This window comes from Vibrio sp. Vb1554 (assembly GCF_033344235.1).
Window position 1 is genome coordinate 13,795 of sequence record NZ_JAWPOJ010000037.1, and the last position, 26,132, is coordinate 39,926.

A 26,132-nucleotide genomic window follows, 5' to 3' on the forward strand; every position below is an offset into this window, starting at 1 on the left:
AAAATGAGTATAAAGAAAATCAAAGCAGTTCATACTGCCACCCATGTAGTCCACAATCAGCCTGAACCAAACAAGAAATCAACGAAATTCTTGTTGGTCAACATACCTGCTAGCGAGTTCCTTAAAGTTTATCCTGACACATGCGTGATTGAGCCATCTTGCCCGATTGTGGATGTGCTAGATTACTATCAGCCGACCAAGAGACATGAGATCATTCTGGTGACAAGTAGTTCAGAGCTCTCCTGTACTATCAAAGAGCATATGTATACTTCAGCATCAGGTGTTTTATGTTTCGATACTGGAGAACAGTTCTCATTCAATAATTACCTGCACATGAACGCGCGTCTATATGCGATCTCTGGCGATCGGTACTTCAAACGCATACTTTGTTCTATAGCAGCATCATCAGTGGGTATTGAGTACTCAAGAGCAGGATTGAAGAAAAGAATAGAGAAGTATGGTGTATCAAATGTTGAATCTGCGGAGATAGCAAAAAGTAAGAATGCTTCCCTGCTCAACGTTGTGCGTGACAATTTATTGCTAAGTCCTGGCGGAAACATTACAGATGTAACAGGGCTCTCTGAGATATCAACGTCTGTGGCTTTGGCTGTTAAAGCTATGACTGGTGCGGGTAAAAATGCTGAATTTATTGATCCACTGATTAGAACTTATTTAGCTTCAGGAAAAAAAGTATCGTTCATCTCTTCTCTAAAAACAATCATCAACAAGAACAGCGCGACTCATAGTGGTATCGGTGAAGGTTTTGTTAGCTATGAGACTGGAGCGAATAACATTGACTACCTTAACCCTAAAGCTTTCTCAGTCTGTATCAACTCCTTGGGGCAGAAGATTTTTTTAGAGCAAGTTTTATCCAGTGATCTTGTTGTGATTGACGAAATAGAATCATGCATCAGAAATATCCTTTTGGGAAACGACAATCCAAAGGCAAAGAATCGTATGGCTCAGGAGACAAGGAAGCTAATTATTGAGTCCTTGTTTAAGGTTATCAAGACTGCCCCTTACCTTGTTGTTGCTGACGCAGATATCTCTCCATTAACTTCCAAGCTACTCACTTCGATAAGACCAGATATCCGAATATTCAATATTGAGCAGGACTACAGTCATATCACAGTAAGTACAGCAACCAAAGACATGGTATTTCAGGAAGCTACGGCTGCGGTTACCAGGAATGATGAGCCTGTGGTTGTGCTGTTTGACAGATTAAGAGATCTCAAAGTTTTCTTGAAAGGGGTGCAGGGCGGTGACAATAAGTCTCTTAACGATGAAACTGCTTTGGAGGAAAGCATTCTGGTTCTCAATTCTGAAACCCATGGTAGAGATGCGCAGAAGGAGTTTCTAGAAAACCCGAATGCAGTAATTAAATCAGGGAAATATCGCGCAATTTTGTGTTCTCCAACGTTAGGGAGAGGGTTCTCAATCACGGAGCACTACACGGATAAAATATACATTATTGCGAATGGCACCTTGGATCCCGCTGGCTTAATTCAATTTCCTCGCCGTTTTCGAACCGCGACTAGTTTTGTCTATGGTGTTAATACGGAACGCTCCAAGACGGTTGATCACACTCAACATTTAGCAGAGGTTAAAAAAGAAGGTACAGAAGAACGGTTCTTCGCAGACCTTTTAGCTGAGTACAAAACTGAGCATGAACTGTTGACCAGTAATATTGCTATCACTCTGCCAGAGGCCCTAAAAGCTCTAAAATTTACCATAGTCGATCACTCGTCACTCGATGCATCTAAGGAAGACAGGAATGTTGCATTCAGCGAGAGAAAACAAAACTCGAAAAAACTAAAGGCTAGTGAAATCAAGGCAGTTCTATCAGAATCAAATCTCTCTGACTCTGAAGCTCTTGAGTTGGAGAGTAAGGAAGGGAAAACAGGGGCGGAGAGATTTCGTCTTACGCGGTACGACATTCAGAAACAAACAGGTGTAAAGGATATAACCGAAATGGAGGTTAAATTTTGTACTTCATTCAATATTGACGCTTATAATTTGTTTCATTCAGACGTTTATCCCTATCGGCGATGTTTAGTACGTCAGGTGTTTGGTGAGATCGCATCAGGATATGATTTCACATTGTGCGAAATTGTTGTAAATCAGAAGATTGCGTCTTCTCTAGTTGAACGTCTTCAGGCAAAGGGTATCGGTAAGACAGATGTGCATTTGCCAAAACCTCTACGGATTGGAGATGCAAGAGTAAAACCTGATAAAGCACTAAGTATGATCAGGGCAATGCTGGATGCTGCTGGGTTTCAGGGGCGTAGAGTAAAACGTATGATAGATGGACGTTCAATTAACTGTTACGTGTACATTATGTCTCCTTATGCACGAACCGCTGCTGATTACTTTACTTAACGGTTAAGTTAAGTGCTGCGTTACTCAAATTGACAACTGTCTATAAATAATGATACTGTATGTATGCACAGTATTATTAATTGACGGGTTGACACATGACTATGCTTGAGGGATTGGCATTAAAAGATAAGCTTAGTGCGGATGAGTTAAGTTTGCTTCTAAAAGAGCTAGGGTATATCAATCATTTGAATAATCCATGCTCCAAAACACTATCGCAGATTCTTCATATAAGCATGAGGAATTCACAACGCATGCTAGCGAATAGTGGAGTTTCTGGGGTTTACTTTGAACACTTGCTTTTGCAATTTGGACTTAAGCAGCCAGAATACCCAGTTCATTGATCTAACAGTTCTTTATACTCAGGGCCACCATTCGGTGGCTACCATATTATCGTTGCTTTAAGGTATTCAGTTGAGAGGTATGGGAATAGCCGTAGTCTTTATATAAAGTGGATGCGTGGGTTCACCAGACTTGTTTACCTTTAATGCGGTAAGTTTTTCTAGCATAGCTCTGACCTCTGATGAGCGCCCCAAGAAGGCTCCATCATTCCCCCATGCAGCTACAACTACTCCAGCATCTTGAGAGTTTGGTTAAAGGCGAAATCTGGATAGAAATCTTGTTGGAACACTGATTGCTGAGGAGGAAGTGAGTTTAATGTTTTGATTTATTGATGGTTTTCATGATTTATTGTTCTGGTTATGATCTAGAGGGAAAGCCAGAAATTACCGTATATAAGCCCCGCTGAATTCATCGTCAACGTGGTTGTAAAGACTCAGTACAATCGCTAATTTCAAAGGGTATAGTCCTTTGGCATGTTTGAGATTGCTTGGAAACACGCTGCTGAATTTGCCAAAACTTCGTTTTGAATTGGTCAATAATGTTTGATTTTAAAGCTTGAGAGATATTCCAGTAATGAAAGAACTACAATCGTTAGACGATATTTTCACTAAAAGAATTTTTCGTATTCCCGATTACCAACGTGGTTATGCTTGGGGAGAAAAGCAACTGACAGAGTTTTGGGAAGACTTAATCAGTCTCGGTAGTCATCGCTCTCACTATACTGGAGTAATTTCAATCAAAGAGGTTCCGAAAACCACATGGAGTTTGTGGAATGATGAAAGATGGCTGATAGAAGGCAGGAAGTTTAAGCCTCAGTATGTTGTTGACGGGCAGCAGCGATTGACAACGGTATCAATATTCCTTCAATGCCTCATCGAGTCAGTCAGATACCATTCATCAAATGATGGCCTATCTGAAGATGATATATTCCTAGGGCAGTACCCATTAAAGGAAATCAGAGAGAAATACGTTGTTATTACCGAGCCGAGATGCCGTGTGATTAACACCTATAAATTTGGCTATGACACTGACAATCCTTCATTTGAATTTTTGCGGCATAAAATCTTTGGTGAGCCTAACCCAGGAACTCTGAAAGAGACGTTCTATACGTTGAACCTAGAAAATGCCAAATTATTTTTTAAAGACAATATAGAGCTATTGGTAAAAGCTCATGGGCTGGATGCTCTTGAATCAATCTTCGAAAAATTGACACAAAGATTTTTGTTCAATCTCTACGAGATTGATGACAATTTTGATGTTTTCGTTGCATTTGAAACAATGAACAACCGAGGCAAGCGTTTGTCAGACCTCGAGTTGCTAAAGAACCGTCTAATTTATCTTACAACGCTCTACTCACCATCAGAAGTAGACGAGTCGACCAAAGAAGCTACACGCAAAAACATCAATGATACGTGGGGAGAAATTTATAACCAACTTGGTAGAAACAAGCTATCACCACTAAATGACGATGATTTCTTGCGTGCTCATTGGATCATGTATTTTAAGTACAGTCGGAAGACAGGTAGTGATTATATTCGGTTCCTGCTGGATGATTATTTTTCGCCAAAGAATATACTTGAAAACTTTGATGTCAGCACAAAAGGGATCGCCCACGTAACTGAGCTATTTGATGAGTTTTATGCAGAAGATGATGAAAACGGTGCTGACGACAACCAACCTTTACAGCAGTCAAAGCGCAATATTAGCGAAATTAACGCTTACGTTAGTAGCTTGAAGGTGGCTGCTAAGGCTTGGTACAGCAGCTTTTTCCCCAAAGATTCAGATGAGCTTACCGTTGAAGAGCAGCTCTATATGGATAAGATTAACAGGGTCAAGGTCGGCTACTTTAGACCGTTGATCATGTCAGCAATCTTGGCCACTGAGAAAGGCTGTCAGACTCGACAACGTTTATTTAAAGAAATTGAACGATTTATCTTTATTAATTTTCGTCTGTGCCGTTCTCAATCCAATTCTGGAAGCAGCCACTTCTATAGATGTGCGCGAGAGCTACAACATCGAGAGCGGCAGACCGCAGAGCCCAAAACTATTGCTGACGTTATTTCTGATTTAAGAGAGCATATCAATTGGGCGTTCAATGAAGATGGCACTTTCAAAGCCAACTATTTTAGAGATTTTATTGCGAAGAAATATAGCGGTGGTGGTTCAGGTTTCTACGGTTGGAATGACCTGCGCTACTTCCTGTTCGAGTACGAAGAGGAACTGAAGCTGAAGCGAGGCCAACCGAAAATTGGCTGGGATAACTTCATCAAGAGCTCGAAAGACAAGATCTCTATCGAACATATTTACCCACAAACAGCGTCTGAAGAGTACTGGTGTGAAAGGTTTGATCAGTTTACTGAAGAACAACAGATGTTCTTGAAAGGCTCAATCGGAAACTTGCTAGCACTATCTTCGAGCATTAACTCAAGCTTACAAAATGATGCTTTCCCCGCTAAGAAAACTGTCAAGAAAAACGCACAAGGTCAGGTCGTTCGTAACGGCTATGAAAATGGGGCTTATTCAGAGATAGAAGTTGCTCAGGAGTTAGAGTGGACTGCTGCGCAGGTTGAACGGCGCGGGCTGCGCTTGCTGGCTTTCATGGAGCAGCGCTGGCAACTTAATCTTGGAAGCGAAGAAGAAAAATTGGATTTGCTGCACTTGTCTTTCCTCCGAGATGAACATGAGGTTAAAGAGCCATCTGATTTGGAGGCAGAAGAACTATGATGGTCTAACAAGAACCAAAATAGTTTTTCGAATAGGTACAGGTATGTATGCCCCTGTGAGCGATAGCAGAAATCGCAGTCTAAGGCGTTGTTATCTTCAGTAGATAGCGATTAAGATGCGCTCTGTAAGTCACTCTAGGTTTTGAGTGTGCAGAGCAAATAATGGGGCGTAACCACTTAGAGCAATCTGTCAGACCTGGTTACTTCGTGGTTTAGGATCTGACAGATTGAGTCGAGACTAACTTAGTTTTTATTAACTCAGTCTCGCGCTCCTAATCCACCACCTTCTGAGAAATCAAATCACCCATTTCACCTTTAGTAATTGTACCTGGCATCAAGGCGTTATAGCTGAGACTCCGTTTCTTGGACAGAAGTCTATTGAGGTTAGCGTCAAACGAACCGTCTTTGTATTTTGGATGAATGGCCATTGGTAGGTACACATTCACATCCTTCTTTTGTCCTATACGGAATGCACGGTCTGTACTTTGGTCTTCTACTGCTGGGTTCCACCACCGTGTAAGGTGAATGACGTGGTTGGCCGCAGTGATTGTTAAACCAACACCACCTGCTTTTGGTGACAGCAGCATGACATCGAACTCACCATCAGCGCCGCTCTGGAATTCATCTACGTATTGTTTTCGTGTGTAGCCATCTACCGAACCATTGATCCTGTGTGGTCTAGAAGGTAGTTGATATCGGTGCTGTAGGTAACCTGATAGGTATTCTTGGACATCAATTGCTTCGCAGAACACTAAAGCTTTTTCTCCAGATTTATGTACTTTGTCTAAGATTTCTATCAGTGCGGTAAGTCTTGCTGAGCGTTTAACAACTCCGTCGGTTATACCGTTTCCGTCAAACTCTTCTGCGATAAGCGATGCCCTTCGGATTTTTTGTATAGTCTCGAGAACGCCACCAGCCATTCCTCTTTTCAACGGTGCATCTCGAACGATGTTTTCATACTCCGCTGCTTGTAGCTCAGGCATAGGTTTAGCCACTTGATGAATGAATTTTTGAGGGAGGCCTTCAAGGTGATCTTCCTTTAATCTCCTAAGCATCAGGGGTGGAGTACTTTTTTCAACAAGAAGAGACTTCAGTCTTTTAGCTTCAGAAGGATCACTTTCCGCTGGTTTAGCATATTCATTATGGAACTGACTAAGTGAACCGAATAAACCAGGCTGAGCAGTGTCGACGATACACCACAGATCTTTCAGTTCATTCTCTACGGGAGTGCCAGTGAGCATCAATGTGAAATCAGAAGACAATGATTTTGCCATTTCAGTCATACGTGAGACTGGATTCTTAATCTTTTGGGCTTCATCAAAGATGGTGATCCCCCAGTCAATAGAGAGAAAGTATTTAATCTTGTCTCTGAGCGTTTCATAGGTAGTTAATATCCAGCCACTACCTGACAATAGTGAGTTGCGCTCCATTACACTGTAACCTTTTATGTCCCTTATTTGGGCACCAAATGCCTCAAATACATCACCAAGCCCATCTTCCTCAATATGGAGGCTAGCTTCGTCGCGCCAGTTTTTAAGCAGTCCAGAAGGTGCCACGATGAGAAATGGTTTGGTAGGGTAGTGGTTATTGTTCATAAGCTCCTTAACCGATGCTAGGAACGCCAATGCCTGCATGGTCTTACCTAACCCCATGTCATCAGCAAGCAAAGCACCTATCGAGCCTGATTCCCAATGTTCAGCTAACCATTCAACACCAAATTTTTGATGTTCATACAGTGATTTTGTTTTGAGTGCTTTTGGAAGTCTAGGCAGCTTCGGTCTAGCTTCATGCTTTATAACCTCAAACTCTACTTCTTCAATATTGTCTTTCACGATGGGGGCCACAACATCAAGTGGGGCATCGGGAGGCCCTTCAGGCTCATCAAAGGGTTTAAGCATTTTTATCAGTAGGTTTTTGGTTTCCAGTGATACGGGAACACGTTGTCCTTCAAAAGATATTTCAGCAATTTCATCGTCTAGCGCTTTGTTTACTTCACCCAGAAGGCGCTTCATTTCATCAATTGTAAAATTCACCAGAAGATCATCTATCGGAAAAAACAGTCTTTCATCATCATCTGGTACCCAATCTCCTTCCCGTTTTGCTACATATGCGCACAGCTTGGGTGACCAGACACCAATTGTATCGATTCGCTGACTGATGAAGTCAGGGGTTTCCACAAAGATCGCCTCTAAATCCTCAGGGTTATCTTCCTGATTTAAGCGTTCATTAATGATCTTATGTGGATTTGAAACGAAAGCTAATCTCTCCTGACTATCTTTCGTCTGATAATCTTTTATTACATTGAGAACTTTTTGGACTCTCGGGGGAAGAACAACATAGACGCCACTGCCAATGGCGTAATTCGACCTCGTTGTACTCCAGGTCTTAAACTGATCCTCAAATTGCGTTTGTCTGGCTTTAGGTATCGCATATTCAACATCAGATTGGCCTTGAATATCCCAGTCTTTTGTGGGATTCGGTTTGATTAATAATGGATTAAACAAACCGTGTTCTTTGATATCCAAAGTAACTCTATCTGCACGACAAATGGTGATATCTTGCAGTTGGCCATCCACAACCGAATCGTCAGGTAATAGCTCTTTTATTTCTCCCCAGCGAACGAACCGTTCATCTCGGTCTGATATGTTAATGCTGTTAAATTGATCAATCTTAGTTATGATGGAGTAGAGTGGATCGAGAATTAGCTCAGTTTGTCCTCTGAGTTTTAGCGTGATTCCAGATATCTTCGCCCCCATAATTGGTCTGCCTTCAGGAGTCATTAAGCGATAAGATAATTGAAAGCCTGGCTGGCTAATTAGGCCCTTAGCTACAATTTTAACTCTGGCGTGTGATACTGGAGGAAGGCATAGTTTTTGGGTTTCTAGCTCAGTCAGTGTTGCGATAAAGTCATCAGGGCATAGTATTCCTGATTCGGTTACTTGTGGAGATGAATATTCATATGAGGTTCTAAATAGCGGATCAATAACAACGGGCGTTTCGTCAGCTGTTAGATTAAATTTTGACCATTGGCATGGAGGTAGAACAATGCCATCTTGTTTAACCTGAAATAAAAAAGCGTCCTCGGTTTTCTGCCATGTAAGTTGGGCTGTTCTAGTCATACATATACTCCCTGTTTGACACTGATACGCCTGTTAAACTGTCGATTAAATGTGATAACTTCTGTTGCCATCTTCCGTTTTCACTGCCTGTGTGAGAGCCCGTATGGTCAGCCCAATCTACCAAACTCCCTCTGTGATATTGTTTTAAGTAAAGCTTCGGCCTCTTATTGCTGGTATCCCATAATCTGTAACTACCTACATGACTCCATTCTGTAATTAGTACACCATTAATCACCATTATTAGAGCACTGTGACGTGGCTGAGCACCTGATAGTTTTGCATATGTATTACGTCCTCCCTGGAGAAAATTGTTGGCTTCTCCATAGGCTCTAGTGCCAAGCGCAACCCATGCTTCCTGAATGTGACCATTTCTCAGGTAAGCATTCCAAAATCTTTTTCTGTACTTCCAATGCTTATCAGCCGTGGGATCAGTTTTGGCAACATGGCTAAGCAAATTAAAAAAGTCATTCATGGTGTTTTCAACCATCCAACCTTTTATTACATCGAGAGCCATAGAATTTACACCATGCCACTGAGCTCTAGATGTTCGCGGATCACCATATTGGTGGATGAAGAAATCCGTGAGTATTTTTTTTATCACAGGAGTGGCTTGGTGAAGAGTGAAGGAAGCTAATAATCCCTCTGCAATATTGATCCTTAAAGATGGATACTTGAACGATTCATCATGTTCGATGAAAAAGCCTATGCAAGCCGAAACGATCTCTGATTGCAAATCCTTATTATGAGCACTTAGATCAGATTCGAGTCGCTTGAGGTAGTGGGATAGGGACGCAATTGCAAAACCACTATATTCTAATCCCTTGGATAGCTTGTAATCGGAAAAAGTTGACTGAAATCCTGAATCGACAAGTTGCTGGCTACAAAGCTCATGGCTCTGTTTATCTAATATGTGAGAGCTGATTACCCATTGTTTTATGGTATTCACTTTAGTGTGATAACCACCCACGACCAAGTCGTAAAGTTCTGCACGCAGAAGTTCAAATTGCTTTGATTGCTGCGGATATTCCTGAAGAAATACCTGAATAAAGGGCCTAACCACATCAAACTTGGATTTGTGTTTAAGCAGTTTAAATAGGGAGCGGATAAAGGCTTCATTTTCATACAGGGGAGGGTTGCCATCTACTGGTGACATGAAAGCCCAAGGGACGAGTTTCAACTCTTTGCGGTTGAGGGATAGTGATGGCGACGGGTGATAAAGAAACTTGTACAGCTTCCTGTATACGGCTTCAATATCAGTTTTACCAGGGGTATCTATTATTACGAATCCATGGCGCTCTCGAATTTTTGCAGCCTCTGAGGCGAGAAGCGACGTTGAGACATCTGGCGCAGTTCTCGATCTAAGCGTTGTGAAATCATCAAGGAACTCTTTCAGTGACACTATTTAACCCCCTTAGCTATTAAAGCTTTCTGAGGTTCAGTTAGAGCTGGAGGAGTCATGATAAATCGTAAGTCAATTCGGCGATTTGCATCATCGGGAGTTGGCTTACTGTGGTTATGGCCATCGACGGGCCGTCCTTCGCCGTATCCACTTACAGAGAATATTGGTTGTCCAGAGGTGTTTCGAAGATCTTCTAACACGCTGTTGGGTACTACTAGCCGATAAGCTGCTATAGCTCTATTTGCTGAAAGCTCCCAGTTATCTTTCATTCGACTCGATCTCATAGGGACGTTATCGGTATGTCCTTCTATGAAAATCGCGTCAATCTTACCTCTAGTCTGACTAAGGTTAGTGCACGAGAAATCGTTAGGTGGATTTCCTGCATAGCAGGGGATTACTTTATTTAAGACGCTACTAATAATCTTCAGATTATTGGTGTAATGGTCACTTAGGGTATCCGCAGCAGTCTTGAATAGTACTGCCTTTTCAGTAAGTCTCAACACGCCATGATGTTTATCGATCTCAACTTCAATCTTCTCTTTAGCAAGCCTATCTTTTAGGGTTTGTAAGAGCTCATTCCTAACCTGCTCTGTGTTAGTCAGTTTCCGAACAACCTCTTTTCGTGTTTCCGTCACTTCATTTTGCTTTTGAATGGCGTCCTGAAAATTGATGATGAATGCAACGAGAGTAATGATAAATATAAGAAGAAGTCCTGACATCATGTCAGACACTGAAATAAGGTAACCAGCACCTTCGTCTTCTAAGAGTTCATGGTGTTCGCTCATGGGCTGCCTCTTTATTGCTCGGGTTGGAAGCTGTTGCGTGCTATTGTGCGTAGGTCGGCTTCAAACCCCTTCAGTTTTTCTTCCGCAGATTTAGAGATAGAGCCAATGGAGGACTCAAAAACCTCAGTTCTTGTTTCCAGGGCTTCGCCCAGCGACTCTACAGCATCAGTTATTTCCTGGGTGGCCGCTGCGAGGCTCTGAACGACATCTGATGCATGTTTATCAAGCCCTAAAATATACTCATCAGTTTGAGATGCGTAACGTTCTAAACCAGAGCTAACGTTTTTAAATACGTTTTCGAGAGTCGTATCTAGGCCAGAGAACCGCTCATCGTACTCATTCCATATATCAGACATTTCTTCCTGTACTTCACGTAATGTCTGAAGTGTTGAATCTACACTAGCGGTGGACTCAGTGAGTTGAGAAGATGTGTTGTTTAATGACAGGATATAATTTTGGAATGTCTCTGCTGTGCGCTGGAAATCTAGATTTGTCTGGTTAGCTTTCTCAGAAAGCTGCCCAATGGTTTCAATAGATAGAGAAATCTCGCTGTATAGAGTCTTGTTAGCATCCGTCATTGTTTGATAATGGGTCGCTGTTTCAGTAAGTTTACCCAGAATACTGTCAAACTCCTGTAACCCTTCTTTAAGGTTGCTGGCTAATTTTTGCGATGCGGCATCAAGCTGTTGGGTTACGTTGTCAATTGACCTATCAACACTTTCAAGCAATGAGTTCACTGCCTCATCAATTCCAGCATTGATCTTTTCACTTCCCTCAGTCATAGCTGCGGACATGCCTGTAATGGCATTTTGTGCAGCCTTCTGCATTTCATCCTGACCTTTTGTTAAAGAGTTAACTTGAGATTCAAGACTATCGCTCATAGTTTTAATTGTTGAAGCGAACGCTTTCATTTCATCCCCAGCAGCGCCAGCAATTTTATCTGCGAACTCACCCATAACCTTTGTTACGGTTTCATCGCTAGCAGATTTCTGGTCTGTTCTTAGTTCGTCTATAGCACTAATCATTGGCTGTGTGACATGTTGCTCTATGACTTGACCGAGTGAAATAGCGAGGTCATTGGCGAATGTTTGAAGAGCCATAGATTGTTTTTGGGACTCGGCCAAGTTCTTACTCGCTAGGCGTTCGGCCGAGAAATACTCTACACGAGCATCTAAAGCTGAGTTCAACTTCTGGCAGTTGCTGTTGAATAAATGGATGTATCGCTTTTCGTAAGCAGAGAAAATGAGTGAAGTAAGCAAACCTACAATAGATGTAATGAACGCAAGTGATGCGCCATCAAGAAGTATGTTTAGAGCCTCTTTTGCGTCCTTGATATCGTTTGAATTTAATCCTGGAGCTGCGAGGGATATGCCAACGGTCAGACCGATGAAGGTGCCAACGATGCCGAGTCCAGTGAGAATATTTGGCAATGCGTTATAGAAACGCATGTTGACGTTGGGTAAGAGAAGGTTCTTCTGATTAAAATAAACAGATGGCAGGTGAGTATTCATGATGACTTCTTTGTCGTCATCAAAGTCTTCACCTGGCAGTAATAGCGTCTCCTCAAATTCTCTCCATGAATCCTTCAGGTATTTGTTACCGTTCATCCATTCACGGAGTACATCATAGTATTCGGGAAACTCTAGTTTGCTTTTGGGGGTTGATTTTGTTTTCTTAAGAGCGTTGTTTAATGAACCGCTGACAGGAGAAAATTGAAGCCAAAACCTGACACCACACCAAATAGCTATGGCAAAAATAAAACCGCAATAAACATAGATAAAGTCCGTGGATGTGATGAACTTCATCACATGATTTAGGTTTGCGCTCATAAGGTATCTTCCCAGCCAGTTTTACTGCGTTAAGTATTATTATCAATGCAAGCAGTTTTTTATCGCTCATTAGCATATTAAAGCAGGGTTGTGCTTGAGCGCCAAGCAGTAAGCTGGACTTTTGTGGTCGCACAACGGCTATTCTATTTGCATTCATTTTGTGTACAGCCATGTGTTTTGGTACATTTGTGACCAGTCATCATTCAACGAGCTAACACAGAGAGAGCTTCTTCCAGCTACTGAAAAGGGAACGAATTAAGCGGAAAGTATACTCAACCAGAGAAGATGCCCTTACAGATATCTTCGAATACATAGAAATGTTCTATAACGAAAAACGAAGATATGGTTCCAATAACCAACTATCGTCTGTCGAGTATGAAAAGCAATATGATAGAGATCTAATTAGCGTCTAAAGAGTCGGTGGGCGATTCACTTGTCTGGTATTTTAAAATTATGGACTCCTCTTTTAAGGTAACAGCGATGCCATACTGCAAAACAGCCTTAGTTATAACTCAACACATGAATACCCGAGAGGTGCTAGATCGACTGGCCCAAACAAAATTCAAAGCTAGCTGCGCTGTTCAGTGTGAGTGGAATCCTGATCAATTTGCTATAGATAATGGGATGAACAACATTCGTGCTGTAGTTGATAATGATAGGGGGCTCATTCTGCTGCATTGCCGTTACTCACCATACATTGATATCGGCGAATCGGTAATCAAACAGTTCGCTACCGAACAAGGCTATTCAACTGAACGTGTGGAATGCTAGCTTGTGGAAGAGCAATTGCCATGTGCCGCTACAATGAAACATATATGCAAATATTGCTAGCTTAGATTCCTGATCCACGAAAGGCCACTTTCCCCGTTTATATATAAAAATGAAAAAGTGGCCTAGCTCAAAGATCACCAAAGCTGTGCTTTGAAGTTCGTCGACCTCTTCATGAGCTATGCTCATGGTTTACCATTGCTAGAGTTTTTTCCTGCTTTTAATAATTCCTCTAAGTTGTATGCGTAGGCTCACTTCAGTACCCAGACATCTCTGGTAAAGCCCCAAGGCGATTAATGACTTCCAGATGACCTGCAAACTTTCGAATGCTCAATGAATCTACGATGATGGCACTCGCGACCTGAAGTAGATCCAGATTCTTGCGATGCTCCTTGAAGTCATTGAAGATTTGCTGCTTGAGTGAAACATCGAACTCAATTCGAGTGCGTGGGTAGCCTGCATGGTCTTCACATTGGATAACAAGGTATTGTGTATGGCTGTTGAACATCGATGCATAGAGCTCAAAAAGCTCATCAACTCTTTCAAAATCAGTAGTACTGAAACTAAATTGATGATGTTTGAAATCGAAGTCGGTGATGTCCAGAGTGTTAATTAGCGTTATTGTGAGCATGTAACAAACTAGTTTTGGAGCTTTGATAAACCCTGAGTTGATTGGCTCTTTGTCCATGATTTCTAAACATGAATTCGAGCGTAAGTTGTTGGTAAGGTAAGCTACTTGCGGAAGTTCACTGATGTTAAATTTAATCATCGTGCATCGCTCCTTTGGTTTAAAGAGTGCTAGATAACAGGCATGACAAATCCACCGCTGTTAAGCAGTGTCGAATTGAATGTCTGAATTTGATTGTAGATTTGTTCATCATGTCTCCAATTTGCTAATAAAAATACAGTTCACACTTACTCGACGAATCGAGCTTTTAGTTATTAGTATTTTTATTAACAGTCGGATACACGAATCAATAGAAGGTATATCTGAACACCAAAGCGTAATCTTTGGATGGGATTAACTTAGTCAGTAAAATTTCATCGACAAGGCTGAGCGAGCAAAAATATTCTTAGTTGTGATCTGGGTCTCCAAATTGTGGGTGATCGCTTAATAACTGTTCAAGAGATTTTCCCATTTGATAGATAAAGAAAGAGCCACTTTCCCTGTTTATATATAAATATCAAAAAGTGGCTAAACCAAAGCTTCGCTTTGAAGAGAGTCGATTGGTTCATGAACGCAGTTCATGGGGTGCTTCTTAGTCACTCTTAGCGAGTTTAAGAATTCTTAATTTGGTTAAGAATTGGTAAGAAACCTCAGGCTAACGGGTTAGCCTGATGGCTTTTGATAGAAAACAGGTGCTTAGCTATTCATTAAGGTAGAGCTCAGCCATCCCATCTAAGCGAGTTTTGACTTCCTTCCAGTTCGGCATCACGCTGCTTAGTAACCGCCAAAACTTCTCGCTGTGGTTGTGTTCTGCGATATGACAAAGCTCATGTAAAATCACGTAATCAATACACTCTTTTGGCGCTTTGATGAGGTGAGGATTGAGCATTAAGCTCCCTTTGGCTGAGCAGCTTCCCCATTGTTTTGTCATCGGCAGAACCCGAAAGCTAGGGATGCCGTCAACCCATTTAGCTTGGGGCAGTAACTCCGATAGACGCTCATGGAACACCCGTTCGGCGCGAACCTTGTACCAGTTCTTTACTAGCGCTCGAACCATGGCGGTTTTGTCCTCGTTAAACCTGGTCAAGGTGACAAGTAATTTGCCACGGGTCATTTTTACCGAGGGCAGGGCATCGGCATCCTCGATGATTTTTAATACGTAGCGGCGACCGAGGTAGAACTGCATTTCACCACTGACGTATTGTTTAGGCTGTACATACTCCAAGTGGCCTCTGAACTCTTTAAGCGCATCATAAACCCACTTGGCTCGCTTCATCACAGCTTGATGAATGTCTTCGCGCTCAGCGTCTTCAGGTGCGGTTACGACCACCTCACAGTTGGGGTGAACCTTAATTGTGATTTTACGCCTTACTTTTTGCTCCGATGATCCTTGCACGATTGGTTTTCGAACGACTTCATAGCTGACAGCCTCATCGCCATAGACGAAGCTGTACTCCTCTTTATTACCTTCTTTTGAGCTGACCGATGTCATTAATGGTGACCTGCCAAACCTAATCGAGTGATTTGCACAATTTCGTCGACCAAGATCTGAGCCTTATCGACGCCAAGATCGGCAAAGAGTAGCGGGAGAATCTCTAGGCTGATCTGGTTTTCGATTTCTACAGGGTTGATAGAAAACTCCGCGACGGCCTTGCGCACTTTCTCATCAATCTCTAACGCGTAATTAAAGTATTGATCTTCAGTGAGCTCTGCCCCTGGTGTTTCATGTTTCAAAAACAGACCAAAGTAGGCCTGCACATGGCGTTTAATCTTTGGGTCTAGCTCTGCGAAGCGATCAGTTGGCATGCCTTCTACATTGCGCTCTTTCACTTGCTGCTCAAAATCGGCAAACAGTAGGTACTGTTTTACAGGCGCATCAAACATCTCTTTGGCTTGTTGAATCGCTTGTTTAAGAAGCTTCGAAAAGTACTCTTGTGCGTATGGGTCATCGGCAAGGTCTTGCTCAATCATCTTAGTGACACGACCCGTGATCGCATCCTTTTTGTTACGTGCCTCATCATCACTCAGTTGTTCTGGCTTAACATCTTTGCCCATGCTACCGACCAGATAAGCACCTTTAGACTCTTGGATCTCAACGCCACCTATGTGCTTGTCTAACATAGTACGGATACTTTCAGCGTACTCATCGTAATCAATGGTTTCTTCAGCATCTTCGCGTACCTGCTTGCGCAGTTCAGCCATGGATTTAAGCGTTTTTTTGTAGAGCTCCCTCTTATCATCAAAGCTTTTATCTTCGAAGTAGGTAGCGGATTGAAGGGCGACTTTTAGGCAGTTGGAGAAAGCCGTTAACGTCGCGTAGAAGTCTTCACGCTTCTTCTGATTGGTATCGGTGAGCTGTCCATCGATAGTGTCGATCTTCGGTGCAAGAACCTGACGCAGAGCGGGGCCATCTTGTTTATTTGGCACTTCAGCGAAAATTGCCCACAGCTCACTATAAAGACCTGGCAGCTTCTTATATTCGGTATCCATGCGGCTGTATAAGCCTTTAAGGTCATCGATATCAAAGCCACATTGAGTGCGCTCGGCCAAGTCTTGGTAATCCGCAATGGTGGCATCGAGCTCTTTCAAAATGCCACGGTAATCGATGAGGTAACCAAATTCTTTCTTCTGATGTAGGCGGTTCACGCGAGCAATGGCTTGGATTAAGTTGTGCTGCTTAAGCGGTTTATCGATGTACAGCACTGTGTTTTTCGGCTCATCAAAGCCTGTTAGAAGCTTATCGACCACGATCATCAAATCAGGGCCATCGTCTTTGGCGAACTCTTCAATGATGCGTTTGGTGTAGGCTTTTTCATCTTCGTTACCAACATTATCCTTCCACCAATTTTGCACCATGTCTTTGCTTTCACCATCGACCGTATCGTGCCCTTCACGGGTGTCTGGCGGTGACATAGCGACAACAGAAGTTACTTTGCCAATTTGGTCAAGAAGCTTTTTGTATTGGATAGCAGACGCTTTTGAGTCGCAAGCAAGCTGTCCCTTTAAACCTTGGCGCTTAAAGTTTTGGAAATGGTCAGAAATGTCGTGGGCGATTAAATGGATGCGACCTTCTGTTTGGTAGATCTGGCCTTTTTGTGCGAATTTTTTCTTCAAATCGGTACGCTGTTTTTCGGTCAGCTTATCAGTGATGCGATCAAACCAAGCGTCGAGTGCTTTGTCGTTGGTGCTGAGCTCTGGCACACGCTCTTCATACAGCAGTGGAGTAACGGTTTTATCTTCCACCGCTTGTTGCATGGTGTACGAGTGGATGATTTTGCCGAACTTGTTTTCTGTCTTATCGTCTTGCAGCAGCGGTGTCCCCGTAAAGCCAATATAAGCGGCTTTTGGCAGCGCCTGTTGCATTCGAATGTTGTTCTCACCGTTTTGGCTGCGGTGGCCTTCATCAACCAAGACAATCATGTCAGGGCTGTCGTTATAACACTCTGGGAGTTCAATCGCGGTGCCAAACTTGTTGATGATAGAGAAGATGATGCGCTCGTTGCCTTTGCCGATTTGCTCCGCTAAGCGGCGGCCTGTGGTTGCCATTGCTGTTTTGCGATCTTTTTCAGACAGAGCACCGCCAGAGGCGAACGTGCGAGCTAGCTGATCTTCTAAATCAACACGGTCAGTAACGACAACAACACGGCACTTGGCGAGTTCTTTAATCCAAATCAGTGCCTTAGACAAGAACACCATAGTAAAAGACTTACCTGAGCCAGTGGTGTGCCAAATGACACCACCGTTTCGAGCGCCTTTCTCGTCAAACGAGGTTACGCGTTCAATCAGGGCTTTAATGCCAAACACCTGCTGATAACGCGCCACGATTTTGCCCGCTTTTTTATCAAACAGGGTGAAAAGCTGGGTCATTTCCAGTAAGCGGTCATGACGAAGTAGTGATACCAACAAGCGGTCTTGGTCAGTCACCATTAAATCACCGCCAGTAATCAGCGATAGGTATTCATCACGTACTTTGGCTGGGCGATGCGCAAACAGTTTATCGAGCTGCTCTAGCGTAAGCGGTGTGTTTTTAAGGCGTGCAAAGGTGGCATCGGTGATCTGTTCTTCTTTCCACTTCGCCCAAAACTTACTCGGTGTGCCGCAGGTGCCGTATAAACCTTCATGCCCGTTCACCGACATAAGAAGTTGGCTATAAGCAAACAGGTGTGGGATCTCATCGACTTTTTGGTTACGGATGTTTTGCGAGATGCCCTCGGCAACCGTCGGCTTGCTCTCATGAGATGAGTCAGGGCGCTTGGCTTCAATCACTACCCAAGGCAGGCCATTCACAAAGCAGACAATATCGGGAATACGTTTGCCCGTGCCATGCGCATTTTCGACTTCAAGTTCTTCGGTAAAGTGGAACTGGTTGTTTTCTGGGTTTTGCCAATCGATGATATCAATGGTTGGGTTGGCTTTTTTACCCTCCGCAAACTCGGTCACGCTAATGCCGTAGGTGAGGGCGTTATACAGCTTTTCGTTGGCCGCTTTTAGCCCTTCATTCATCGCAGGATTGGCAAGTTCATGGACGATTTTATCCATCGCAGCCTCTGATAGCTGACGATCTTTCCCCATGAATGAGTAGGTTTTGTGCTTGAGGACATCACGCAATACATCAGGCAAAATAACGGTTGAAAGGTTACCACGCTTAATGACACATTCGCTCGGAGGAATGAACTGATAACCAAGATTGGTCAGCAAGGTGAGAGCGGGGATTTTAGCGCTTTGTTCTTCTCGGAAATTGGGTAAATTGCCTGACATTGTCGTCCCTTATTGTCGATTCGTTTTTGTTTTTATTATCGTTAATGCTTTTAATGTAGTTTACGTTTTTTGGCCTGATTGAAGTCGATGACGTTATCGGGAATTTCTTCGTTGAACGTGTCAGGGGCAATCTCTTGGTAATACTCATCGATTGCTTGGTTGAGCTCCGCATTCATCTCGTCCAGATAGCTGTCATCTGGAATCCCACGTTTAACCATTTCGGCGTGCATCATCTGTCGGCGTAGAGATACAAATAACTGGCGGATGAGCTTGTCCTCGTTGTCGCCCAATTCGCTGTAGGTCTGCATCCAATCAATGAACATCTCTTCGTCAGGGTGAAAGTGGTCTTTCTTTTGTTTGGTCGAGCGAATCAAACTGTTGATCCACTCATCAAATTCAGCGCACTCTTCATGCCCTTTGGGTAGGGAGCCGATTCGGTACACTCGGTCTTCAAATTGCCACGCAACATCATTAATGTGGCTTTGCACACTGCGGTCACCGCGTTGACAAAAGAAAGGTCTAGGATGAAGGTTGATGAACTCATTGAACATCTCTTCAAAGCTATCTTCATCGCACATTTCGAACTCTTCACCAAAGAACTGCATGTTGTTAAACAACCGTTCAAGCAGTTGGTTGGTGAACTCGAGCCAATCTCCTTTTTGAATACCGACAAACACCATGGCATAACGGGTTTCGACATGCATGGCAATCAGTACCTTTTTGCGTCGAACGTTTACCGCATGCACCAACCAAGCACTGATTGGTGCTGTAGGGGTATTCAACACATTCACGGCTTCAGAACCCCTGATAGAACCCGTCGGCGGCGCTTCTAAAGGAGAGACTTTTTTGCCATTGCGCTTTACGGTGAAAAAGTCCGCAGCGGCTTTGGTACAGTTAAACACTAACATTGTGTAATACCTAGTTTTGATAACGGCAATAAAGTGTGACGCACTCCGTCACACATTAGTTGATAGTTAAGAGGTGCTTTACGCGGCAACTTCTTCATCCACTTTCACGCGGCGCTTACCCGTTAATAACTGCTGCATCAGTGCCTTTTTCTCTTGTTTAAAGTGAGCAAGTTTTGCATTCAGAATCTTTAGATTTTCTGAGCTTGCATGTAGTACATCGGCGATACGCTCTTGTTCACCAAAACATGGTACGGGTACTTTTGTGTTCATGAACTCAGTAGGTTTGATATTAAGTAAACCATTATTACGAACTCCTGTGTTCACCAATGCTCCAAGTTGTGGCTTTAGGTAGTCAGCCTCAAACAAATACTTAAAATATCGATGGTTTAGCCCTTTATTGAGCTTAAAGCAGACATAAACATGAGGAACTAGGCCTGTATCAAAGGTTTCTAGGTCAAAAATACAGCCAAATTGATACGTTTTTGAATTTCCTTTGTTGTAAGCGAATTCTCCGCGCTTTAACAAAATATAATTTTTTACGCTTTCTCCTGCCATATAGCGGCTATATCGATCTTCTTGAGTAACAAAGCCTCTTAACGAAGAGATGGTTAAGATTGGGTGCGCTTCACCATCAGATTTTTTCTGAATGCGTGTTGCCACCTCATTTATCGATTTGTACGTCCACTCCCCCTCAAACGCTTTACCCGTTTCAGGATTAACCAAACGCTTCTTACCCGTCAAAAGCTGCTGCATCAGGGCTTTTTTCTGCTGCATGCTGGTTTCAATCAACTTTTCAGTGGTGCTAATCGCCTTGTCCCATGTTGAGAGGATTTTGGCGATTTTGTCTTCTTCTTCTCTTGACGATGCAACCATCAACGGAAGCTCAGCTAAAATCGCCGTATTCATATTTGGCATCGTTTGGCCGACAGCATTTTGCTCTAGCCACTTTTTCACAGCATTTTTTTGTAGAAAATAAGACAAAAATAACGGTGAATGAGCTTTATTTGGTGTTGCTTTCAAACAACCTGTGCCGCATAAACTTCTTGGATAGTCTGATTCAATTAATGCAAAACGAGCGACATCGCCACGGCGACTAAAGAGTAAATCACCAGATTGCAGCGTATGTTTTTTAAGATCATCAGCTCGGTGCTCTGGTATCTTTGCTGCTGATTCATTATTAGCTCGATAATTAATTAGGTCTTTAGGCATAAGTACAGGTACGCCCTCATCCGTGTACTCATGAGCATGCAATTGGCTTCCGAATGGGCCTGTTTGTAAGCTCCCAGAGCATACTTCGCCTAGTGAAGTTAATTTCCAACCCTTAGGCACCATAACCCAACTCCTCTAGGTAACCCGCCATTTCCGCTTCTAGATCAGCTAACTCATTTTGAAGCGCTAAACGTTCAGTACGAACAGCAATTAGGTCGATTTCTTCTTCTTCCTCAAAGGTATCCACATAACGAGGGATATTAAGGTTGTAATCGTTCTCAGCAATCTCTTCAGTCGTTGCTAGGTATGAGTATTTGTCGGTGGTTTCACGCGCCTTGTAGGTATCGACAATCTTCTGAATGTTCTCAGGCGTAAGCTGGTTTTGGTTCTTACCAGACTTAAACTCACGAGAGGCATCAATAAACAGTACCTTGTTATCATCTTTGTGCTTTTTGAAGATAAGGATCGCGGCAGGGATACCTGTACCAAAAAACAGCTTTTCAGGTAGGCCGATGACGGCATCGAGCAGGTTTTCATCGATAAGCTGCTTACGAATTTTACCCTCAGATGATGCGCGGAATAGTACGCCATGGGGAACAACCACACCCATGCGGCCAGTTTGCGGCTTAAGCGTCTCAATCATGTGTGAGATAAACGCATAGTCGCCTTTGGTCTTTGGTGGGATACCACGGCGGAAGCGACCAAAGTGATCGTTACTTGCATCTTCAAAGCCCCATTTATCTAACGAAAAAGGTGGGTTCGCCGTCACTACATCAAAGTGCAACAAGCCGCCGTCTTTGTCTTGTAGTTTAGGGTTACGGATAGTATCGCCCCATTCAATGCGGTGGTTGTCTTCACCGTGCAGGAACATGTTCATCTTTGCGAGTGACCAAGTAGAACCAATCGCTTCTTGGCCGAACAGCGCATATTGCTTTGAGCCTGCAAAGTTCTTTTGCACTTGCTTACCACACTTCATCAGTAGAGAGCCTGAGCCTGCACATGGGTCACAGATGCTATCGCCTGGCTGTGGCTCTAGGATAATTGAAAGAAGATCAGAGACCTCTGGCGGAGTATAGAATTCGCCAGCCGATTTACCGCTGCCAGCAGCGAAGTGTTTGATGAGGTACTCGTAGGCGTTACCAATCACATCCAGTGAGCCCACGCGGCTTGGGCGTAGGTTTAGCGTGTCTTTGCCAAAGTCTTCCAGTAGGTGACGTAGGATATCGTTCTTCTGCTTTTCATCACCGAGTTTGTCAGTGTTAAAGCTGATATCTTGGAATACGTTCTTTAGCTTAGTGCCGTTAGCTTCTTCGATCGCGTGTAATGCTGTATCTATGCGCGTGCCGTTGCCAGCCTCAAAACGCACTTCGTACAAGTCCCAAAAGGTAGCTCCTGCTGGAATTTTGAAGGACTGCTTTGACATCATGGCAGCGATCATCTGCTCATTGCCATCAAACTGCTTGGAAAGCTCATCAAACTTATCCTGGTGTACATCAGAAATGTACTTTAAGAACAGCATAGTCAGGATGAAGTCTTTGTAGATCGATGGATCTACTGTACCTCGGAAGGTGTCACAGGCAGCCCATACGGCTTTGTTGATCTCATCTTGATTGATTGGTGTATGTACCATGGTTTCCCAGCCTTAATTACTTCGATTTTAATTGGTTAGAATTCTGGATTAAGTCAGTAGCAATAGCATTAAGCTGCTGCTGACGGTTGTTTATAAGCTTATGAAGCAGAGCATTTTCTTTGATGCTGGCTTCATAGAGTTTGGCAATCGTGTTTTGTGTCTCGATATTTGGTAGCGCAATAGGTGTAGAGGCTAACACAGGTTTGCGAATGCTGATCTGTAAACTACCCTCAGAGCCACGTTTTAGGTAACTCTGTGAAGGAGGTTGGTTTAGTTGCCATGTTAAAAACTGTGTGTTTACCGCCCCCTTATGTTCTGGCTTCAAACGCAACAGAAACAGGCTAGGGGAGCAGACGGTACTCTCTAGTTCAGCCCCCACATAGCACGCTAGTTGCCTTGCGCCTTTGGCACTGAATAGCACATCGCCTTGTTGTAGCCAGTCAGGGCGTTTTTTTCCTGTGAGATCGGTAACGATAAGGTTATCGGTTACCAGCTCTCCAAGATCTGAAATGTCCTTGGCTTGTACCGCTCGCACACCACCCGAAGGGATATCTCGGATAGCCCCTCTAAAAGGATATCCTGCCTGAATCGTGACAAGCTCGGATAAAGCGACAGATTCTGAGGTACGTTTTCCCTCGATCATGACAATACATTCTTTCGATATTGAGTAATCAGTTCATTTTGACAGGTTAAACAAATCTTTCAATGAGATTATTACAGTATTCACATGATGCAAAAATAAGTTTGACATTGCTCATATATGCAACTAAATTATTTATTGCAGTATATAAATGGTGCAGTTGATTACTAGTGTTCCCATATAGTGCTCCCGTTGTTTTTGAAAGCTAGTCTGAGATGAGGTTGTGCAATGCCGAATGTATTGAAAGCGAAAATATCGGGGTGTGCTGAGCAGTCCCTTTCTCAGTTATTAACGCATGTGAGTGCGGTAATAAAGCGAGGTGTTCCTGGTCGTCATTGGGTGACGGCAGAGGTAACCAGTGTAAATCGAAATCGTTCTGGTAATGTGTATTTGCAGTTATCAGATAACAACGGCAGTGGGAGAGAATCTCAAGCGCGTGCTGTTATTTACTCAGATTGCACGTCTATTCTTGAGAAGTTTGAACAAAGCACTCGAATGAGGTTTGCTGAAGGCTTGAGCATTCTTTGTTTAGTGAAAGTTGATTTTCATACCAAATTTGGTTTTAGCTTGACCATCGTTGACATTAACCCAAGCTACACGATTGGGGCATTTGAGTTAAAGTTACAGCAGATCCGCAACTGGCTGACCGATAAAAGAGAAGCAGATTTAAATCAACGCTTGAGAACTCCTACGGAGTTTACAAGGGTTGCCGTGATTGCACCGCAAAATGCGGCTGGGTTGAGTGACTTTCGCAGTGTAGCGCACTTGCTTGAACAGCGCGACTTGTGTCAATTCGACTATTTCTACGCATCCTTTCAAGGAGAGGCGAGAGTAAGAACCATTGAGATGGCGTTTACTGAACTAGTTCAAAATGAACATGCGTATGATGCAGTATGCGTGATTCGAGGTGGTGGTGATAAAGCTGGCCTTAACGAACTCAGTGAACCGAAACTAGCTAGGTTGGTTTGCCGTTGTCCATATCCTGTTTTCACGGGTATCGGGCACAGCACAGACTCTGTCATTCTTGATGAATTTGCGAACCAATCCTTTGCGACGCCGACTAAAGTCATTGAGCACATCAAACTCACCATAATTCAAAACGTACAGTCTGTTAGCGCGAATTACTCTAAGTTGCATAACTCAGCGCAATCGCTATGTAACCATCAACGACAGTCTATTGAGCAGCAAAGTGAACGTATAGACAAAGGTAAAAATAACGCTTTAACCTGTTGGCGTAATCACGTTGAAGAGTTCGGTCATCGTTTGTTCGAGCGAGCCCAAAACCGAGTGAGAGAAAATAGTGACTTGGTTAATCGACAGTTTCAACACCTGAGTGCCAATGCAAACCAGAAACTAAGTTCTTCACGTATGAGGCTTAATCGCCTCCAAGAGCAAGTGTCTCATCAATCAAAAAGCGCGTTGAGGGGGGCCAAATCTGCCGTCCTTGCGGAGCAGCAGATTATGAAACAATCGAGTGCCGCTGTACTGATGCTGGCGAAGCAAAATGTTTTATCGGATTACAGGGACTTAAAGCAGTTAGCAGAACATCGGGTTCACAACCATAAACGAGACACTCGTCAACTTTGGCTCAACCTGAGCCAGTCTTCCAAAACCGCGATACATATTGCCAGTAATCAGACGGTTGCAGCCTCAAACTCATTGGTTATGTATGCGCGGATGCATGTACAAAGCCAACAACATGAGATCCAACAAGATACAAATGTTCTCTTTGTGAATGCCAAGAGGGCTTTGTCTACTCACCAAGATTTAGTCCGAAATGACAAGCGATTAATCGAGGCTTATGACCCTCAGAGAGTTTTAGAACGTGGCTACGCACTGATGTGTGATGATGAAGGCCACGTAATTAAAAGCACTCAACAACTTGTAAATAATCAACAGTATACAGTCCAATTGCATGATGGCAGTGCGACGGTAACCAACCACTATTTCCAGAAGGATGCGAAGAATGAACCAACAAACTAGCAGTTACATGGATAATTACTCAAAGCTTAAATCAGCAGCAGAGGAGCTTTCTCAGCAAAACGTTCCAGATGTTGATCGCATCATTCCATTGGTAAAACAGGGAACAGAAGCCTATCAGAACTGCATGAGCCGTATTAAAGAGGTAGAAAAAATGCTGCAAGAGATCGAGCAGCAGGCGAGCTCTAGCCAGTAAAATGTAAACATACAGAGGTAAAGGCTACTAATGTCTTTACCTCTAATCAAAAGTGGGGAGTGCCACTGGGCTCTGATTGACGCAATCCTCGAATTGTTTTTAAAGGCCTCCAGTATCTAATCCGCAAAGCACAGTCTTACAAGACCATTCTGAATATCACTTCAACTGTAGACTGAGAAGCTGTGACTACACAATCACAATTGATCTATATCAATTAAATGTAATTTAATTTTATCGCATCCACTCGAACCAACTTTCACAAACATTGACTCAACTTGGTCTTAACTATCTGAATAATAGTGATTTTTGCTGATCTTTTACTATTATAAATAATAATCTGTAATTCAATTATTATTTATAATATTTTCAATAAAATCAATGACTTGAGGTGTATATTTCTTTGGGGTTACTATTCCTGTCGAAGGCAAAAACAATAATAAAAAGAAAACTATCACTTCAATATAAAGGCTTTTTGCAATGACAAAAAAATCAAACACAGAGATCCGTAACGTAAAGGAAGAACTCGAGAAAGCGCAATCAAGAGCACGAGCCAGAACGTTATCACTGAATAATTTTTACGAGAAGGTCAGCACGCTTCAACAGAGTTTGGATGACGTACTGTACAAGCATGATCAGCGAGGTATTGAGGCTAGTATTACAGTCTATACCAAGGTCGCTAGTGCCTATAACGGTGTGCCACAGGCCACATTCGTCGATTTAGTTCGAAACACTAAAGGCTGGAAATTGGTGGGCGTTCGTCGTGATACGGGGATTCCAGCAGATATCCAGATCCACAATCTAGA

Annotated in this window: 17 protein-coding genes and 2 pseudogenes; 7 read left to right on the forward strand and 12 right to left on the reverse strand. The window is 43.0% G+C overall.

The window, feature by feature from the left end:
* Positions 1-3 precede the first annotated feature (3 nt).
* Complete coding sequence (locus tag R8N28_RS21140; protein ID WP_318183414.1) at positions 4-2,379, forward strand: hypothetical protein; 2,376 nt, start codon at positions 4-6, stop codon at positions 2,377-2,379.
* 407 nt (positions 2,380-2,786) lie between these two features.
* Here R8N28_RS21140 and R8N28_RS27485 read toward each other — a convergent pair.
* Positions 2,787-2,948: pseudogene (locus R8N28_RS27485) on the reverse strand (DUF1643 domain-containing protein); the annotation flags it as partial.
* Between the two features lie 343 nt (positions 2,949-3,291).
* Here R8N28_RS27485 and R8N28_RS21145 point away from each other — a divergent pair.
* The gene (locus R8N28_RS21145; RefSeq protein WP_318183415.1) at positions 3,292-5,442 is read left to right on the forward strand and encodes a DUF262 domain-containing HNH endonuclease family protein; all 2,151 of its coding nucleotides are present in this window, start codon (positions 3,292-3,294) and stop codon (positions 5,440-5,442) included.
* Positions 5,443-5,713: 271 nt separating this feature from the next.
* Here R8N28_RS21145 and R8N28_RS21150 read toward each other — a convergent pair whose 3' ends face one another.
* The 4 genes from R8N28_RS21150 to zorA are packed head-to-tail and all read right to left on the reverse strand — an operon-like array spanning position 5,714 to position 12,573.
* Positions 5,714-8,560, reverse strand: a complete 2,847-nt coding sequence (locus tag R8N28_RS21150; protein WP_318183416.1) for a DEAD/DEAH box helicase — start codon at positions 8,558-8,560, stop codon at positions 5,714-5,716.
* A complete protein-coding gene (locus R8N28_RS21155; protein ID WP_318183417.1) occupies positions 8,553-9,959 on the reverse strand; it encodes an EH signature domain-containing protein in 1,407 nt (468 codons plus the stop codon). The genes R8N28_RS21150 and R8N28_RS21155 overlap by 8 nt, the downstream gene beginning before the upstream one ends.
* Positions 9,959-10,744: a flagellar motor protein MotB gene (locus R8N28_RS21160; protein ID WP_318183418.1), complete on the reverse strand. Its 786-nt coding sequence runs from the start codon at positions 10,742-10,744 to the stop codon at positions 9,959-9,961. The genes R8N28_RS21155 and R8N28_RS21160 overlap by 1 nt, the downstream gene beginning before the upstream one ends.
* Positions 10,745-10,755: 11 nt before the next feature.
* A complete protein-coding gene (gene zorA, locus R8N28_RS21165; RefSeq protein WP_318183419.1) occupies positions 10,756-12,573 on the reverse strand; it encodes an anti-phage ZorAB system protein ZorA in 1,818 nt (605 codons plus the stop codon).
* A 221-nt stretch (positions 12,574-12,794) separates the two neighbouring features.
* Between zorA and R8N28_RS21170 the strand changes: the two are divergent.
* Positions 12,795-12,986, forward strand: a pseudogene (locus R8N28_RS21170) (IS3 family transposase); the annotation flags it as partial.
* A gap of 211 nt (positions 12,987-13,197) precedes the next feature.
* Positions 13,198-13,344 carry a hypothetical protein gene (locus R8N28_RS21175; RefSeq protein WP_318183420.1) on the forward strand — a complete coding sequence of 49 codons (147 nt, stop codon included), beginning with the start codon at positions 13,198-13,200 and terminating at the stop codon, positions 13,342-13,344.
* Between the two features lie 253 nt (positions 13,345-13,597).
* On the opposite strand, the gene R8N28_RS21180 is transcribed toward R8N28_RS21175, so the two are convergent.
* From R8N28_RS21180 to R8N28_RS21210, 7 genes are all read right to left on the reverse strand, one after another.
* A complete protein-coding gene (locus tag R8N28_RS21180) occupies positions 13,598-14,110 on the reverse strand; it encodes a hypothetical protein (protein ID WP_318183421.1) in 513 nt (170 codons plus the stop codon).
* A 598-nt stretch (positions 14,111-14,708) separates the two neighbouring features.
* Positions 14,709-15,500 (reverse strand): SprT family zinc-dependent metalloprotease, encoded by a 792-nt coding sequence (locus R8N28_RS21185; protein ID WP_318183422.1) that lies wholly within the window; start codon positions 15,498-15,500, stop codon positions 14,709-14,711.
* The gene (locus R8N28_RS21190; RefSeq protein WP_318183423.1) at positions 15,500-18,766 is read right to left on the reverse strand and encodes an HsdR family type I site-specific deoxyribonuclease; all 3,267 of its coding nucleotides are present in this window, start codon (positions 18,764-18,766) and stop codon (positions 15,500-15,502) included. Before R8N28_RS21190 ends, R8N28_RS21185 begins: the two co-directional genes overlap by 1 nt.
* Positions 18,767-18,816: 50 nt before the next feature.
* Positions 18,817-19,674: a DUF6933 domain-containing protein gene (locus tag R8N28_RS21195; RefSeq protein ID WP_318183424.1), complete on the reverse strand. Its 858-nt coding sequence runs from the start codon at positions 19,672-19,674 to the stop codon at positions 18,817-18,819.
* A 78-nt stretch (positions 19,675-19,752) separates the two neighbouring features.
* Positions 19,753-21,006: a restriction endonuclease subunit S gene (locus R8N28_RS21200; protein WP_318183425.1), complete on the reverse strand. Its 1,254-nt coding sequence runs from the start codon at positions 21,004-21,006 to the stop codon at positions 19,753-19,755.
* Positions 20,996-22,513, reverse strand: a complete 1,518-nt coding sequence (locus R8N28_RS21205) for a type I restriction-modification system subunit M (protein WP_318183426.1) — start codon at positions 22,511-22,513, stop codon at positions 20,996-20,998. The genes R8N28_RS21200 and R8N28_RS21205 overlap by 11 nt, the downstream gene beginning before the upstream one ends.
* Positions 22,514-22,529: 16 nt before the next feature.
* Positions 22,530-23,156 carry a restriction endonuclease subunit S gene (locus R8N28_RS21210; protein ID WP_318183427.1) on the reverse strand — a complete coding sequence of 209 codons (627 nt, stop codon included), beginning with the start codon at positions 23,154-23,156 and terminating at the stop codon, positions 22,530-22,532.
* A gap of 225 nt (positions 23,157-23,381) precedes the next feature.
* Between R8N28_RS21210 and xseA the strand changes: the two genes are divergently transcribed.
* The 3 genes from xseA to R8N28_RS21225 all read left to right on the forward strand — a co-directional run.
* Positions 23,382-25,136, forward strand: a complete 1,755-nt coding sequence (xseA, locus tag R8N28_RS21215) for an exodeoxyribonuclease VII large subunit (RefSeq protein ID WP_318183428.1) — start codon at positions 23,382-23,384, stop codon at positions 25,134-25,136.
* Positions 25,120-25,329 (forward strand): exodeoxyribonuclease VII small subunit, encoded by a 210-nt coding sequence (xseB, locus tag R8N28_RS21220; protein WP_318183429.1) that lies wholly within the window; start codon positions 25,120-25,122, stop codon positions 25,327-25,329. Before xseA ends, xseB begins: the two co-directional genes overlap by 17 nt.
* Positions 25,330-25,806: 477 nt before the next feature.
* On the forward strand, positions 25,807-26,132 hold a 326-nt coding region (locus R8N28_RS21225), incomplete at its 3' end, for a hypothetical protein (protein ID WP_318183430.1).

Coding starts and splice junctions, on each gene's coding strand:
- R8N28_RS21140 (WP_318183414.1), top strand. CDS start 4: ATGAGTATAAAGAAAATCAAAGCAGTTCATACTGCCACCCATGTAGTC.
- R8N28_RS21145 (WP_318183415.1), top strand. CDS start 3,292: ATGAAAGAACTACAATCGTTAGACGATATTTTCACTAAAAGAATTTTT.
- R8N28_RS21150 (WP_318183416.1), bottom strand. CDS start 8,560: ATGACTAGAACAGCCCAACTTACATGGCAGAAAACCGAGGACGCTTTT.
- R8N28_RS21160 (WP_318183418.1), bottom strand. CDS start 10,744: ATGAGCGAACACCATGAACTCTTAGAAGACGAAGGTGCTGGTTACCTT.
- zorA (WP_318183419.1), bottom strand. CDS start 12,573: ATGAGCGCAAACCTAAATCATGTGATGAAGTTCATCACATCCACGGAC.
- R8N28_RS21175 (WP_318183420.1), top strand. CDS start 13,198: ATGAACAACATTCGTGCTGTAGTTGATAATGATAGGGGGCTCATTCTG.
- R8N28_RS21180 (WP_318183421.1), bottom strand. CDS start 14,110: ATGATTAAATTTAACATCAGTGAACTTCCGCAAGTAGCTTACCTTACC.
- R8N28_RS21185 (WP_318183422.1), bottom strand. CDS start 15,500: ATGACATCGGTCAGCTCAAAAGAAGGTAATAAAGAGGAGTACAGCTTC.
- R8N28_RS21190 (WP_318183423.1), bottom strand. CDS start 18,766: ATGTCAGGCAATTTACCCAATTTCCGAGAAGAACAAAGCGCTAAAATC.
- R8N28_RS21195 (WP_318183424.1), bottom strand. CDS start 19,674: ATGTTAGTGTTTAACTGTACCAAAGCCGCTGCGGACTTTTTCACCGTA.
- R8N28_RS21200 (WP_318183425.1), bottom strand. CDS start 21,006: ATGGTGCCTAAGGGTTGGAAATTAACTTCACTAGGCGAAGTATGCTCT.
- R8N28_RS21205 (WP_318183426.1), bottom strand. CDS start 22,513: ATGGTACATACACCAATCAATCAAGATGAGATCAACAAAGCCGTATGG.
- R8N28_RS21210 (WP_318183427.1), bottom strand. CDS start 23,156: ATGATCGAGGGAAAACGTACCTCAGAATCTGTCGCTTTATCCGAGCTT.
- xseA (WP_318183428.1), top strand. CDS start 23,382: ATGCCGAATGTATTGAAAGCGAAAATATCGGGGTGTGCTGAGCAGTCC.
- xseB (WP_318183429.1), top strand. CDS start 25,120: ATGAACCAACAAACTAGCAGTTACATGGATAATTACTCAAAGCTTAAA.